The sequence below is a fragment of the Bradyrhizobium ganzhouense genome, from assembly GCF_049949285.1.
Lineage (GTDB): Bacteria > Pseudomonadota > Alphaproteobacteria > Rhizobiales > Xanthobacteraceae > Bradyrhizobium > Bradyrhizobium ganzhouense.
In genome coordinates, this window is sequence record NZ_CP181318.1 from 5,997,515 (window position 1) to 6,010,464 (window position 12,950).

Below are 12,950 nucleotides of genomic sequence, written 5' to 3' on the forward strand. Positions count from 1 at the left end.
CCGCTCCCTCGCCATCGCGAGGGACATCTTGCCTCAATCCAGCGTGCGGCGGAAGCGCGTCACGGCGATGGTCATGGCGACCAGCATCAGGGCCAGCAGCGCCAGCGTGTCAAAGCGCAAATTCTGCATGGTCGCGCCCTTCAGCATGATGGCGCGGACGATACGGATGTAATGCGTCAGCGGCAGGCCTTCGCCGACATATTGCGCCCAATTCGGCATGCCCGCGAACGGAAACATGAAGCCGGACAGCAGAATGCTCGGCAGGAAGAACATCATCGACATCTGCATGGCCTGAAGCTGGTTCTGCACCAACGTCGAGATGGTGTAGCCGATCGATAGATTGGTGGTGATGAACAGCGTCGACAGCAGCGCCAGCAGGAACAGATTGCCGAGCACGGGCACGCCGAACAGGAACACGCCGATGCTGATGATCAGGAAGGCCTGGACGAAACCGACCAGCACGTAAGGGATGATCTTGCCGAACATCACCTCGACCGGCTTGATCGGCATCGACAGCAAGCTCTCCATGGTGCCGCGCTCGACCTCGCGCGTCACTGAGAGCGCGGTGAAGATCAGCATGGTCATGGTGAGGATGGTACCGACCAGGCCCGGCACGATGTTGAGGCTGGAGTTCGCGGCCGGATTGTAGCGGGCATGCGCGCGGATCTCGAACGGCATTTCCGGTGGATTGCCGATGTAGAGATCGTGCGCGAGCGCAGTCTGCACGATCATGCCGAGCGAGCCGAGTGCGGCGCTCGCCGCGACCGGATCGGTGGCATCGGCCGCGACGAGCAGCGCCGGCTTGTCGCCGCGGCGCACCGCACGCTCGAAGCCGCGCGGGATCTCGACGCCGAACAGCACCTTGCCTGATTTCAGGAGGTTGTCGAATTCGTCGACGTTGTGAACCTCGTAGATGAAGCGGTAGTAGGCCGTGTTCTCCAGCGCCTTCAGAACCGAGCGGGCAAGATCGGAGTCTTCCTGGAGCAGCACGGCGCTCGGCAGATTGTGCGGCGTGGTGTTGATGGCATAACCGAACAGCAGGAGCTGCATCACCGGCAGCATCACGATCATCGCGAACGACACGCGGTCGCGCTTGAGCTGGATGAACTCCTTGATCAGCATCGCATAGGAGCGTTTCCAGAAGCCGAATCGTTCGCGGATTTCATGTGTCGGGCTTGTTGCCTCGGCGGAGCTCATTGGAAATTGTCCTTGGAGCGGCCCATCAGCTCGATGAAGACGTCTTCGAGCGAGGGCGCAGATTTCTGCCAGTGCAGGCCACTTTTCTCGCGCCACCGCGCGATGCTCGCCTCGAGCGCCGCTACATCGCGGCCGGAGACATGGAGCGAGGTGCCGAACGGGGCGACCATGTCGATTCCCGGCTTGCCGGTGAGCTCGGCTCCGAGCCCGTTGAGGTCGTCGCCCGTAACCGTGTAGGTGGTGAGCGCGGATTTCGCGATCACCTCATCCACCGTGCCGTGCGCCAAGAGATGACCGTAGGCGATGTAGGCGATCTCGTGGCAACGCTCGGCCTCGTCCATGTAGTGGGTCGAGACGAGCACGGTGAGACCATCAGCCGCGAGTGCATGGATCTCGTTCCAGAAATCGCGCCGAGCCTTGGGATCGACGCCGGCGGTCGGCTCGTCCAGGAGCAGCAATTGCGGATTGGGCAGCGTGCAGGCACCTAACGCGAGGCGCTGCTTCCAGCCGCCGGAGAGTTCGCCGGCGAGCTGCTCCTCGCGGCCGGAGAGCCCGAGCCGCTTGATCATGTCGCGCGCCGCACCGCGCGCGTCGGTGAGGCCATAGAGCCGCGCGACGAATTCGAGATTCTCGCGCACGGACAGGTCCTGGTACAGGCTGAAGCGCTGCGTCATGTAGCCGACCTGGCGCTTGATCTTGTCGGCATCGCGCAAAATGTCATAGCCGAGACACGTGCCCTCGCCGCTGTCGGGCGTCAGCAGGCCACAGAGGATGCGGATGGTCGTGGTCTTGCCCGAGCCGTTCGGCCCGAGGAAGCCGTAGATCGAGCCGCGCTTCACCTGCATCGACAGATCGTGCACGACCTCGCGGCCGCCGAACGATTTGGTCAGGCCCTTGACGTCAATGGCGATGTCGTTGCCGCCGTTCATCGCTTGTCCGCCACCGGGGTTTTGGGATTGAGATAGACGTCGATCGGCTGTCCGACGCGCAGAGCATCGGGCCGCGAGGGCCGTGCCTGTATCAGGTAGACGAGCTTGTTGCGCTCTTCGAGGCTATAGATCACAGGAGGGGTGTATTCGGCCGAGGTCGCGATGAAATAGATCTTTGCCGTGAGGTCGGCGGCGCAATTGTCGCAGGCGACCCGCACCTCGTCACCGATGGACAATTTCGGCAGCTCCGTCTCCGGCACGAAAAAGCGCAGCTTCATGTTGCCGGGCGGCATGATCGAGAGCACCGGCCGCTGCGCCGCCACCATCTCGCCCTCGCGAAAGTAGATCTGCTGGATGGTGCCGGTAACAGGCGCAAAACCCCTGCGCCGCGCCAGCCGCGTCTCCGAGGTCACCACCCGCGCCTGCGCGACCCGCAGATCCGAGACCGCGGAATCGAGCGCGGCTTGCGTGCCGGAGCCGGTCTTGCGCAGAGAATCCGCACGGTCAAACACTTGCTGCGCATTGGCCAGCGTCGCCTTGGTCTGGTTGAGATCGGCAAGCTGGAGATCGTCGTCGACGGAATAAAGCGCGTCGCCGACCTTCACCATGTCGCCTTCACGGATATCCAGCTTGGTGACCCGGCCCGCCTCGTCCGGGCTGACATAGATCATGTCGGCCTCGACCCAGCCCTGGAAGCCAGGATCGCGCTTCTCCTTGCAGCCGGCAAGTCCGGTTGCGAGGACGGCGGCCAATGCGATTCCAAATATCTTTTGCGACGACCTCATGTCGTCCTCCGTTCGCCAAAAATCAAATCGAGATGGACGCGCAGCATGTCCTGCGCGTCGAGCGGCGCATGCCGCGCAAACAGGCTTTGCCAAATCACCGCGATCATCGCCGGCGCGATCAGGATCTGCGGATAGCGAGCGAGATTCTTCTGGTGGATCTCACCGCGGGAAATGCCGAGTTCGATCAGTGCGCGCATGCCGGCGATCCCGCGCGAGACGACCTCGCGGTAATAGAAATCGGCGACCGACGGAAAGCGCGGTCCTTCGGCCACGATCAGGCGGACGAGATCGCCGCGCCGTGTGCCGATCACCTCTTTGAGAAAGTTGCCGGCGAAGGTTTCGATCAGATCGCGCACCGATCCCGTCAGCGGCGGCAGCGCATTGAGCCGCGTCACCACCGGCACGATCACGGTGCGCACCAGCTCCTCGAACATCGATTCCTTGTCCTTGAAGTGCAGGTAGATCGTGCCCTTCGCGACGCCTGCGCGCTTCGCAATGTCGTCGAGCCGCGTCGCGGCAAAGCCGCGCGCAATGAACTCCTCCATTGCCGCCTCCACGATCGCCGCGCGCCGCTCGGCCGCGCGCGTGGCGCGGCTTGATGCCGGAGCAGCGGCTTCCCCGTCCGTTTCGGGCTTGTGAGTTGCTGCCTTGGCCGCAGCCACTTTGGTGGGCTTCCTTGTCATTCGTCATTTATGACTGACTAGTCAGTCATAGTCAATTGTGACTTGGAAGTACCGGGCATCGACGAATTAGTATTGACTAATGCATTAGTCATTGCTAATTAATCGACATGATCGAAGCCGCCCCAAATCCCGTCACCGCCGTGATGCGCGCCCTCGCCGATCCGACCCGCCGTGCGGTGTTCGAGCGCGTGTTCGACAGCAAGGAGATCAGCGTCGCCGAGCTGACGCGCGGCAGCGGCGTGACGCAAGGCGCGATCTCGCAGCATCTGAAATCGTTGAAGCAGGCGGGCCTCGTCGCCGAGCGCGCCGAGGGCCGCAACGTCTATTACCGCGCCGCTCCGCAAGGCCTCGAACCGCTGGTGACCTGGATGGATCATTACGGCGTCTTCTGGCGCGAGCGCTTCGAGAACCTGCGTGACCTCTTGAAGGAGATCGACCCGTGACTGCAGCCGCGTTGAAAACCGAGACCAAAGATATCGTGCTGGACGACGTCTTCCCTCACGCGCCCGAGACGATCTGGAAAGCACTGACCAGCGCCCAGTTGATCGCGCGCTGGCTAATGCCGCCCACCGGTTTCGAGGCAGTGGTAGGCAATACCTTCACCTACCAGACCAAGCCGGGTGGCCATTGGGACGGCGTCATCCATTGCCGCATTCTGGAGGTCATACCAAACCGGCGCCTTGTCTACGCCTGGAAGGGCGGCGATGAGCGCAATGTTGGTTACGGCGCGCCGCTCGATACCGTCGTCACGTGGTCCCTCACCCCGGTCGAAGCCGGCACGCGAATTCAGCTGGTTCACGCGGGCTTCGTGCTGCCCAGCAACGAGAGCGCTTACACCATCATGAGCGACGGTTGGAAGAAGGTCGTCCGCCAGCTCGACGAGATCAGCGGCGAAGACAAGTAACAAGACAAGTAAGGAGTGATCACGATGGACAAGCCCTATACCGGCGGCTGCGCCTGCGGCGCGATCCGCTATTCGATTGCCGGCGAGCCCCTGTTCAGCAATCACTGCCAGTGCCGGGACTGCCAGCGCGAAAGCGGCAGCGGCCACGGCTCCTACGCCACCTTCGCGCGCGCTGGCGTCACGGTCACGGGCGACGCCAAAAAATGGGACATGGTCGGCGACAGCGGCAATGTGAAGACGCGCGCCTTCTGCCCCACATGCGGCCTTGCCGTCTACATGACCTTCGCGGCGATGCCCGACATCTTTACCATCCGCGCCGCGAGCCTCGACGAGCCCGCCCGCTACAAGCCGCAAGCGGTCACCTACGCCGTGCGCGCGTATGACTGGGATCATCTCGATTCCAGCCTGACCAAATTCGAGACGATGCCGCCGGGATAGCTACGCGCTCCGTCATTGCGAGGAGCGGAGCGACGAAGCAATCCAGGCTGCCACTGCGGAGGGATTCTGGATTGCTTCGCTGCGCTCGCAATGACGACGTGGAAGCTGCCGAGCACACCCATTAGCCGTGAAACTTCAACCCGTCGACGATCTTGTCGATCACCTTGCGATGGGCACGCATCGCGATGCCGACGAGATTGAGATCGGCACGCGCGACCGACTTCACCGCCTCGCGATTGTCGGCATCATGCGTGGTCTTGAACATGTCCTCGGTATAAACCGCCGGTGTGACGTTGCGCGTGAGCGCACGATCGAGTGCACGCGACAACGCCGGACCATCGGCACCATAGATCAGGATCGGTTGGCCGATCAGCGCAAGATATTTCGTAGCCGAGCCGTCCTCATAGGCATCGCCGATGCACTCCGGAAAGGCGGCCGCGACGCCGCTTGTCAGGAACGATGCGACATTGAGCTTCTGCCAGGCCTGGAGATCGTTGCGAATGACAACGGCGATCTTGGTGTCGAACTGCATGATTTCTCCGAACACGCATCCAAGCGTCGGGAAAGAAAGAAGATTCCCCGCGCAAATGGCGGCGGCCATGAACGTAACCCGGATTGACCCATCGATCACAGCTCGGAAATTTCAATGGAGATGCGACGCGCTGCGCTTCTCCTTGCGAGTCAACTCGGGTATATGTCGGAGCCCTGTCACCGAACTGTCATAAAGCGTGCATGTCCGAAACCGGCGCCATCAAGCGAGCCCTCGACCCCGTCCACCGGCTCGCGAAGGCCAACGGCCATCCGATCCCTGAGGATGGGAAGAAATCCAGCAGCTTCGGTGTTCCCGCCGCGGGTGAGGCGCCCGGTTCCGGGTTCCCTGACAACGCATCTTCGCATAACGAATCTTTGCAGGCTGGCCTCTCCGCTGATGAAGCTCGTGCAGAGACGACGGCGTCGGAACTCCCGCCTTCTCGCGATGCACTGCCGCGCGCGACCGAAATCGAACTCAAGCTGCTCGTGGCTTCCGATCGCCTGGCGGGTTTCAACGATGCGCCGATCATCGCGACGAATGCGCGCAACAAGGGCACGCGCAAGCATCTCAAGGCCGTGTATTACGACACGCCCAAGCGCGCGCTCCGGCGTGACGGATTCAGCTTCAGGGTTCGCCAGAGCGGCGCGCGATTCACGCAGACGGTGAAGGCCGAATCCGGCAACGATCCGCTGCGCCGTGGCGAGTGGGAAGCAACCGTCCCGTCGATGACGCCGGACATCGCCTTGGCCATGCCGCTGGTTTCAGACAAGCTGCGTGCCGATCTCGAACGTCACGCGATCGAAGCCGTCTTCAGCAGCGACATTCACCGGCATCAGCGCCTCGTCGACTTGCCGTCGGGCACGATCGAGGTCGCCTTCGATCAGGGCCATCTGACATCCGGCGATCGCTCGCTGCCCGTGAGCGAGATCGAGCTGGAGCTCAAGAGCGGCAGCCCATCCGCCATCTGGGAGCTTGCGCTACGGCTCGCCGAGCATGGTTCGGTGAAACCTTCGATCCGGACCAAATCGGCGCGCGGCTTCGACCTCGCGGCCGATACGCCGCCGCGGGCACCGAAGCCGCCAAAGCTTCGTCTCGATCCATCGACATCGCTCGATGAGGCCTTTTCCGAGATCCTGCGGTCCTGTCTTCTGCATCTGCTGCAGTCGTTGCCGGCTGCCGAGGACGGGCGCGATGCCGAGGGCATGCATCAGCTTCGCGTCGCGCTGCGGCGCCTGCGATCCGCACTCGACCTGATGCGGTCGGTGGTGTCGTTGAACAAGCTCGACCTGATGCGCGCCGAGGCGAAGTGGCTTGCGGCAAGTCTCTCCGGTGCACGTGATTGGGATGTGTTTCGGCAGGAGACGTTGCGAACGGTCGCGGATGGCTGTCCGTCGGTCACAGGCTTCGACACGCTGGGTGAACTCGCCGACGAACGTCGCGCCACCTGCTACGACAAGGCCCGCCTCGCGCTCGCCGACCGGCGATGTCAGTATTTCGTGATCGGGCTCGGCGCCTGGATCGAAGCACGCGGCTGGCGTAGCGAGGTTGCTCCCGAAGGTCTGGCGCAACTGGCGGAGCCGGCGATCAATTTCGCACGAAACATCCTGTCGACGCAGCACGCGAAGGTGCTGAAGCGCGGCCGTCGCTTCAAATCGCTGCCGACCGAGGAGCGGCACCGTGTCCGTCTGGCCGCGAAGAAGTTGCGCTACGTCGCCGACTTCCTGCTTCCGCTCTGCGGGCAGCGCAAAACTGCGCGGCGCTTCTCGCGCAGGCTCGCCGACCTCCAGCAGGAGCTTGGTGTCTACAACGACATGGCGACGACGACATCACTGCTTGCGGATGTCGGCGCGGGCTCGACCGGCAGCGGCATGGCCGCATCGGCGATCGCCGGCTGGCAGGCCCATGCCATGGTCGGCATCGAAGCACGCCTGCTAAAAGCCTGGTCGGAATTCACCGGGGCCAAGGTGCCCTGGTCGGTGGATGCGCCGGAGCAACCGGCAAAACTGGTGCAAACCAACGCGGGATGGCTGCGCTAACCCTTGATGGCTGCGCTTAGCCCACGTTCAGCCCTTGGCGTCGCAGGCCCAGGCGCGGATCACGCATTCCTTGCCGCCATATTTGTAGCATTCGCGCGTGGCGGCATTGAGCGTGGCCGAGATCTTCGGTTTCACGGCATAGCCATAGGCGCCGCAGGGGTTGGCCATATCGACCGACATCGCTGCACAGGCGCGCTTCATCGTCACCGTCGTGCAATCGCCCTTGCACTGCTTCTGTGCCGCGGCGCGGGCCTCGTGCTCGGCACCATAATCATAGGCCTGGCCATACGCGCCGCACTTGCCGACGGCAAACGCGCCGGCCGCATGGGCTTCGGTGATATGACGGGCGCCGGCGACACAAACCGACAGCGCAAAGAAAAACATCGCGCAGCGGCGCGCGACGACGTTCGAAATCATGGAAAAGCCCCTCCCCCCAAGGCAGGTGGAGAGGACTCTAAGCGGGGGACCGTTTCCAGATGGTGAACGGGGAGTTGAAATCGAGGACCCGTAGGGTGGATTAGCGAAGCGCAATCCACCAAGTGTGTCACCGCGGAATAGAAGTGGTGGGTTACGCCATGCGGCCTGCGCTTTGCGCAACCGCAAGGCTAACCCACCCTACGGCACCGTCATCCGCGCCGCGCCGCCTCCAACGCCTGCGGCGTGTCGATATCGAGGAAGGCGCCCTCGCCGTCGACAGGTACTTCGGCGACCGCTTCCGTATGCCTGGCGATCAGGTGCCGCGCGCCTACGTCGCCATCGAGCGTCATCAGCTCCTTGAAGAAGCGGCGCGACCACAGCACGGGATTGCCACGGCGGCCGTCGCTGACGGGCACGACGATGAGATTACCGCGATCCGGCGCAAAGCCGTCGATCAGGCGGTCGATCAGGCCGGCATCGATCAGCGGCATGTCACCGAGACAAACCACGGCACCATCGCTCGCTTCAGAGACGGCCGCGATGCCGGCCTTGACCGAGCTCGCGATGCCGCCGGCGAAATCCGGATTCTTGACGAAACGCACCTTCAGGCCCTCGAGCGCCTGCTCGACCAGCTCGGTCTGATGACCGGTGACGACGATGACCTCGGATGCTTTCGAAGCCAGTGCCTGCTCGGTCGCGATCCGCACCAGCTTCTTGCCGTCGAGCTCGGCGAGCAGCTTGTTCGGCCCGCCCATGCGGGTCGAGCGCCCGGCCGCAAGCACGATGGCGGCGACCTGGCTGTTGCCCTCGATCTCCGGCTTTGCGCGCGGCTGCGGCCGCGTCACGATCTCCATCAGGAGGCCGCCGACGCCCATGCCCATCAGCTCGGAGCGCGTCACCTTGATGCCGGCGAGCAGCCGCATCAGCACCCAGTCAAAACCGTTCTCGACCGGCGAACGCGCGCAGCCCGGCGCGCCCAACACCGGCACGCTGCCGGCGCGCGCGATCAGCAGCAGATTGCCGGGATCGACCGGCATGCCGAAATGCTCGATCTCGCCGCCGATCTCGGTCACGGCCGCCGGGATGACATCGCGACGGTCGGCGATCGCCGACGCGCCGAACACGATCACGAGCTCGGCGCCAAGCGCCAGCAGTTCCTTGATCGCCGCCGACAGTGCGCGCTCGTCATGCTGCACGCGACGCTCGGCGATGATGCTGGCGCCGGCCGGCGCGAGGCGCTCGGCGGTGACGCGCAGCGTCTTGTCGACCACCTTCGAAGAGAGCCCCGGCAGCAGCGTCGAGACGACGCCGACGCGCTTGATGACGTAGGGCGCGATTTTGAGCACGTCCTTGCCGGCGGCCTTCACCGCGGCATCGCGCAGATTGCCCTCAACGCCGAACGGGATGATCTTGACGGTACCGACCATCTCGCCTTCGACCACGGGCTTGTAGGCGGCGAGCGTGGCAAAGGTGATCGCCTCGTCGATATTGTTGATGCGGTCGACCGCGGCGCGGTCGATCACCAGCAGTCCCGGGCGCACGGCAAACAAATTGGCGCGGCCGGTAAAGGCGCGCTCGACATGAATGCCCTCGCCGCCGATCGCAAGCGCGATGCTGGCAGCCGCGACGTCCTCGGAGACGTCGCCCTCCTCCATCCGCACCACCACGACGTCCTTGATGCCGGCGCGCGTCAGCGCCTCGACCTCGGCGGGACCGATAGTCGTGCCCTTCTTCAGCACCAGCGGACCCTGACGCAGGGTGTGGACGGTCACCCCGCCGATCGCATCCTTGGGGCTCGCCGGGCCGAATTTCATGCCGCTTCTTCTTTTTCTTTTGGCGGTAGCCGAAGCACCGCCGTGATCTCGGCCATGATCGACACCGCGATCTCGGACGGAGAAACCGCGCCGATCGCAAGCCCAATGGGCGCATGGATGCGCGCGATATCGGTGTCCTTGGCGCCCTGCGCCCGCAGCCGGTCGCCGCGCTTGGCGTGCGTCTTCCGCGAGCCGAGCGCGCCGATATAGAAGCAGTTGCGCTCGAAGGCATGCAGCAGCGCGGGATCGTCGATCTTCGGATCGTGCGTCACCGCGACAAAGGCGGTGTAGGCATCGACATTGAGCGGCGGCAACGCCGTGTCAGGCCATTCAGCGACCAGCGGAATGTCGGGGAAGCGCTCGGGGCTCGCAAAGGCCGTGCGCGGATCGACCACGGTGACGTCGTAACCGAGCGAGCGCGCCAGCGGCGCGAGCGCCTGGCTGATATGGACCGCGCCGATGATGACGAGCTTTGCGGTCGGCGCGTAGACGTTGAGGAACAGCTTCTTGCCGCCGGCCTCGACATTGGCGCTCTTGCCCATGCGAAGCTGCTTGTCCAGCTCGGCACCCAGCGGGTCTTTCGCAAAGTCCTTGGCCTTTACCAGCCGCTGCTCACCGCTCTCGGTGTCGGTCACCAGAATGACCGGCCGGCGCGCGGCGCGCTCGGCATTGAGTTCGTGCAAAATTGCGAGCTTCACGGCGAACCGACCTTCTCGACGAAGACGCGGATGGTGCCGCCGCAGGACAGACCGACATTCCAGGCGGTCTCGTCGGCGACCCCGAACTCGAGCATCTTGGGCTTGCCGCTCTGGATCACGTCCATGGCCTCGGTGACCACGGCGCCCTCGACGCAGCCGCCGGAGACCGAGCCGAGAAACGCGCCCTCGTCGTTGATGACGAGGCTCGAGCCCGCCGGGCGCGGGGCCGACCCCCAGGTCTCGACAACCGTCGCCAGCGCGACGCCGCGGCCGGCCTTCTGCCAGTCCTCCGCCGCCTTCAGAATATCCTCGTCGCGATCGAGCATGGCTTAACCTCTCAAGCTGCGGAGCGGATCAGGCTGCGGTGATGCGGCGGCAGCGGCCCGGAGAGCGTCGTGATCAGCTCCTGGATCGAACTCAAATTATGTACCGGGCGGAATTCGTCAACGTGCGGGAGCATCATTTTGATGCCCTGCGCCTTGGCCTCGAAGCCGCCGAAGCGCAGCAGCGGGTTGAGCCAGATCAGCCGCCGACAGGAGCGGTGCAGCCGGTCCATCTCGAAAGCGAGCCTGGAATCGGCCTCCCGCTCCAGCCCGTCGGAGATCAGCAGCACGATGGCGCCCTGGCTCAGCACGCGCCGGGCCCATAATTTGTTGAAGTTGTGCAGCGAGGCCGAGATGCGCGTGCCGCCGGCCCAGTCCTCCACCGCCGCCGAGCAGCTTGCCAGCGCCTCGTCGGGATCGCGCTGGCGCAGCGCGCGGGTGACGTTGGTCAGCCGGGTGCCGAACAGGAACACCGAGACGCGTTTTCGCGCGTCCCCTATCGCATGCAGGAAATGCAGGAACAGGCGGGTGTACTCGCTCATCGAGCCGGAGATGTCGAGCAGCGCCACGATCGGGGCCGGCTTCTCGATCCGCCCGAGATGATGGATGTCGATGATGTCGCCGCCGGTGCGCAACGACGCGCGCAGGGTGCGGCGCAAATCGAGACGCAGGCCTCGCGCGTCCGGCCGCTGCCGGCGCGTCAATAGCTCGGCCTGCGGCAGCCGCATCCGCTCGATGGCACGCAGCGCCTCGGTGATCTCCGCCGCGCTCATCTGCGCAAAGTCCTTCTTCTGAAGGATCTCCTTGTCGGAGACCGACAGGCGCAGATCCTGCTCCTGGTGCTGCGGAGTCTCGGTCATGCGCGGCTGCGACATCGCTTCCTGGACACGACGCGACCCAGCCGCCGGCTTCTTCTTGGCCTGGTCCGGCAGCGGCACCGAATCCAGCATGTGCTTCCACTCTTCGGAGGCACGGAAGAACAGGTTGAAGGCCTGCTTGAAGATCAGCGCATGTTCGTGCCGCTTGACGAAGATCGCCTCCAGCGTGGTGAAGACGTCGGCGCGGCTGCCGATGTCGATCACCTGCAGCGCGTTCATGGCATCGATCACCGCGCCCGGACCAACCGGCATGCCGGTCGCACGCAGCGCACGGGCAAAGCCGACGATATTGTCGGCAAACTGCTCGGTCTGTTCAGGCGCGAGGTGGTTGATGGCCATGGCTCAGCACTCTCACTCGTCTCGTCGCGATGCGCGGGATGACGAGGTCAGTCGTGACGCGAGATCAATTCTCGCTCGTCGCTTCCTTCAGCACCTTCTGCAGGGTGTCGCCCTGCATGCGGGTGATGTCGTCCTGATATTTGAGCAGCGCGCCCAGCGTGTCGCCGACCACTTGCGGGGTCAACGAGCGAGCGTCGAGCTCCGACAGAGCGGTAGCCCAGTCGATGGTCTCGGCGACACCAGGTGACTTGTAGAAGTCCTGGTTACGCAGCGCCTGCACGAAGCGCACGACCTGCTGCGACAGCTTTGCGGAGATGCCGGGCACGCGCGACTTGACGATTGCGAGCTCGCGATCGGCCGCGGGATAGTCGACCCAGTGATAGAGGCAGCGCCGCTTCAGCGCATCGTGGATCTCGCGGGTGCGGTTGGAGGTGATGATGACGATCGGCGGATGCGGCGCCTTCACGGTGCCGAATTCGGGGATCGTCACCTGGAAGTCGCTGAGGATTTCCAGGAGATAGGCCTCGAACGCCTCGTCGGCGCGATCGAGCTCGTCGATCAAGAGCACCGGCGGGCCAGCGACGTCAGGCTCCAGCGCCTGGAGCAGCGGCCGCTTGATCATGTAGCGGTCGGCGAAGATGTCGCTTGAGAGCTGATCGCGGTCGGTGTCGCCGGCGGCTTCCGCCATCCGGATCGCGATCATCTGCGCGGCGCTGTTCCACTCGTAGACCGCGGAGGAAACGTCGAGGCCCTCGTAGCACTGCAGGCGGATCAGCTTCCGCCCCAGCGCCGCCGACAGCACCTTGGCGATCTCGGTCTTGCCGACGCCGGCCTCGCCCTCGAGGAACAGCGGACGGCCCATGCGCAGCGAGAGATACGTCACCGTCGCCAGCGACCGCTCGGCGAGATAGCCGCGCGAGGTCAAAAGTTCGAGCATCGCATCGACCGATGCCGGCAAGGTCGCTGAAGTCATGAAA

At 64.3% G+C, this 12,950-nt stretch carries 15 protein-coding genes; 4 read left to right on the top strand and 11 right to left on the bottom strand.

Going from position 1 to position 12,950, the window contains the following annotated elements:
• Positions 1–33 precede the first annotated feature (33 nt).
• The 4 genes from ACLFLU_RS27710 to ACLFLU_RS27725 are packed head-to-tail and all read right to left on the bottom strand — an operon-like array spanning position 34 to position 3,594.
• Positions 34–1,197 carry an ABC transporter permease gene (locus ACLFLU_RS27710; protein ID WP_426407937.1) on the bottom strand — a complete coding sequence of 388 codons (1,164 nt, stop codon included), beginning with the start codon at positions 1,195–1,197 and terminating at the stop codon, positions 34–36.
• Complete coding sequence (locus tag ACLFLU_RS27715) at positions 1,194–2,126, bottom strand: ATP-binding cassette domain-containing protein (protein WP_426407938.1); 933 nt, start codon at positions 2,124–2,126, stop codon at positions 1,194–1,196. The genes ACLFLU_RS27710 and ACLFLU_RS27715 overlap by 4 nt, the downstream gene beginning before the upstream one ends.
• A complete protein-coding gene (locus tag ACLFLU_RS27720; protein ID WP_426407939.1) occupies positions 2,123–2,911 on the bottom strand; it encodes an HlyD family secretion protein in 789 nt (262 codons plus the stop codon). The genes ACLFLU_RS27715 and ACLFLU_RS27720 overlap by 4 nt, the downstream gene beginning before the upstream one ends.
• The gene (locus ACLFLU_RS27725; RefSeq protein WP_426407940.1) at positions 2,908–3,594 is read right to left on the bottom strand and encodes a TetR/AcrR family transcriptional regulator; all 687 of its coding nucleotides are present in this window, start codon (positions 3,592–3,594) and stop codon (positions 2,908–2,910) included. Before ACLFLU_RS27725 ends, ACLFLU_RS27720 begins: the two co-directional genes overlap by 4 nt.
• Before the next feature lie 107 nt (positions 3,595–3,701).
• On the opposite strand from ACLFLU_RS27725, the gene ACLFLU_RS27730 reads away from it, so the two are divergent.
• Genes ACLFLU_RS27730 through ACLFLU_RS27740 form a run of 3 tightly spaced genes read left to right on the top strand, consistent with a single transcriptional unit; the run spans position 3,702 to position 4,936 of the window.
• Positions 3,702–4,037, top strand: a complete 336-nt coding sequence (locus tag ACLFLU_RS27730; protein ID WP_194467444.1) for an ArsR/SmtB family transcription factor — start codon at positions 3,702–3,704, stop codon at positions 4,035–4,037.
• Positions 4,034–4,498, top strand: a complete 465-nt coding sequence (locus tag ACLFLU_RS27735; RefSeq protein ID WP_426407941.1) for an SRPBCC family protein — start codon at positions 4,034–4,036, stop codon at positions 4,496–4,498. Before ACLFLU_RS27730 ends, ACLFLU_RS27735 begins: the two co-directional genes overlap by 4 nt.
• A 24-nt stretch (positions 4,499–4,522) precedes the next feature.
• Positions 4,523–4,936, top strand: a complete 414-nt coding sequence (locus ACLFLU_RS27740; protein ID WP_426407942.1) for a GFA family protein — start codon at positions 4,523–4,525, stop codon at positions 4,934–4,936.
• Positions 4,937–5,057: 121 nt separating this feature from the next.
• On the opposite strand, the gene ACLFLU_RS27745 is transcribed toward ACLFLU_RS27740, so the two are convergent.
• The gene (locus ACLFLU_RS27745) at positions 5,058–5,468 is read right to left on the bottom strand and encodes a DUF2000 family protein (protein ID WP_426407943.1); all 411 of its coding nucleotides are present in this window, start codon (positions 5,466–5,468) and stop codon (positions 5,058–5,060) included.
• Between the two features lie 200 nt (positions 5,469–5,668).
• On the opposite strand from ACLFLU_RS27745, the gene ACLFLU_RS27750 reads away from it, so the two are divergent.
• Complete coding sequence (locus tag ACLFLU_RS27750; RefSeq protein ID WP_426407944.1) at positions 5,669–7,504, top strand: CHAD domain-containing protein; 1,836 nt, start codon at positions 5,669–5,671, stop codon at positions 7,502–7,504.
• A 27-nt stretch (positions 7,505–7,531) separates the two neighbouring features.
• On the opposite strand, the gene ACLFLU_RS27755 is transcribed toward ACLFLU_RS27750, so the two are convergent.
• The 6 genes from ACLFLU_RS27755 to ACLFLU_RS27780 all read right to left on the bottom strand — a co-directional run bounded on the left by ACLFLU_RS27755 (position 7,532) and on the right by ACLFLU_RS27780 (position 12,946).
• Positions 7,532–7,921, bottom strand: coding sequence for a DUF4189 domain-containing protein (locus ACLFLU_RS27755; protein WP_426407945.1), 390 nt, complete (start codon positions 7,919–7,921; stop codon positions 7,532–7,534).
• Positions 7,922–8,130: 209 nt separating this feature from the next.
• Positions 8,131–9,735, bottom strand: coding sequence for an NTP transferase domain-containing protein (locus ACLFLU_RS27760; RefSeq protein WP_426407946.1), 1,605 nt, complete (start codon positions 9,733–9,735; stop codon positions 8,131–8,133).
• Positions 9,732–10,433, bottom strand: coding sequence for an XdhC family protein (locus tag ACLFLU_RS27765; protein ID WP_426407947.1), 702 nt, complete (start codon positions 10,431–10,433; stop codon positions 9,732–9,734). Before ACLFLU_RS27765 ends, ACLFLU_RS27760 begins: the two co-directional genes overlap by 4 nt.
• Entirely contained in the window at positions 10,430–10,759 is a 330-nt protein-coding gene (locus ACLFLU_RS27770; protein ID WP_426407948.1) for an XdhC family protein, read from the bottom strand. The genes ACLFLU_RS27765 and ACLFLU_RS27770 overlap by 4 nt, the downstream gene beginning before the upstream one ends.
• Positions 10,760–10,770: 11 nt before the next feature.
• The gene (locus tag ACLFLU_RS27775) at positions 10,771–11,973 is read right to left on the bottom strand and encodes a vWA domain-containing protein (protein WP_426407949.1); all 1,203 of its coding nucleotides are present in this window, start codon (positions 11,971–11,973) and stop codon (positions 10,771–10,773) included.
• A 64-nt stretch (positions 11,974–12,037) separates the two neighbouring features.
• Complete coding sequence (locus ACLFLU_RS27780; RefSeq protein ID WP_148773101.1) at positions 12,038–12,946, bottom strand: AAA family ATPase; 909 nt, start codon at positions 12,944–12,946, stop codon at positions 12,038–12,040.
• Between the last annotated feature and the right edge of the window lie 4 nt (positions 12,947–12,950).

Excerpts from the sequence above, each read along its gene's own strand:
- ACLFLU_RS27710 (WP_426407937.1), bottom strand. The coding sequence starts at position 1,197 with ATGAGCTCCGCCGAGGCAACAAGCCCGACACATGAAATCCGCGAACGA.
- ACLFLU_RS27715 (WP_426407938.1), bottom strand. The coding sequence starts at position 2,126 with ATGAACGGCGGCAACGACATCGCCATTGACGTCAAGGGCCTGACCAAA.
- ACLFLU_RS27720 (WP_426407939.1), bottom strand. The coding sequence starts at position 2,911 with ATGAGGTCGTCGCAAAAGATATTTGGAATCGCATTGGCCGCCGTCCTC.
- ACLFLU_RS27725 (WP_426407940.1), bottom strand. The coding sequence starts at position 3,594 with ATGACAAGGAAGCCCACCAAAGTGGCTGCGGCCAAGGCAGCAACTCAC.
- ACLFLU_RS27730 (WP_194467444.1), top strand. The coding sequence starts at position 3,702 with ATGATCGAAGCCGCCCCAAATCCCGTCACCGCCGTGATGCGCGCCCTC.
- ACLFLU_RS27740 (WP_426407942.1), top strand. The coding sequence starts at position 4,523 with ATGGACAAGCCCTATACCGGCGGCTGCGCCTGCGGCGCGATCCGCTAT.
- ACLFLU_RS27745 (WP_426407943.1), bottom strand. The coding sequence starts at position 5,468 with ATGCAGTTCGACACCAAGATCGCCGTTGTCATTCGCAACGATCTCCAG.
- ACLFLU_RS27750 (WP_426407944.1), top strand. The coding sequence starts at position 5,669 with ATGTCCGAAACCGGCGCCATCAAGCGAGCCCTCGACCCCGTCCACCGG.
- ACLFLU_RS27755 (WP_426407945.1), bottom strand. The coding sequence starts at position 7,921 with ATGATTTCGAACGTCGTCGCGCGCCGCTGCGCGATGTTTTTCTTTGCG.
- ACLFLU_RS27760 (WP_426407946.1), bottom strand. The coding sequence starts at position 9,735 with ATGAAATTCGGCCCGGCGAGCCCCAAGGATGCGATCGGCGGGGTGACC.
- ACLFLU_RS27770 (WP_426407948.1), bottom strand. The coding sequence starts at position 10,759 with ATGCTCGATCGCGACGAGGATATTCTGAAGGCGGCGGAGGACTGGCAG.
- ACLFLU_RS27775 (WP_426407949.1), bottom strand. The coding sequence starts at position 11,973 with ATGGCCATCAACCACCTCGCGCCTGAACAGACCGAGCAGTTTGCCGAC.
- ACLFLU_RS27780 (WP_148773101.1), bottom strand. The coding sequence starts at position 12,946 with ATGACTTCAGCGACCTTGCCGGCATCGGTCGATGCGATGCTCGAACTT.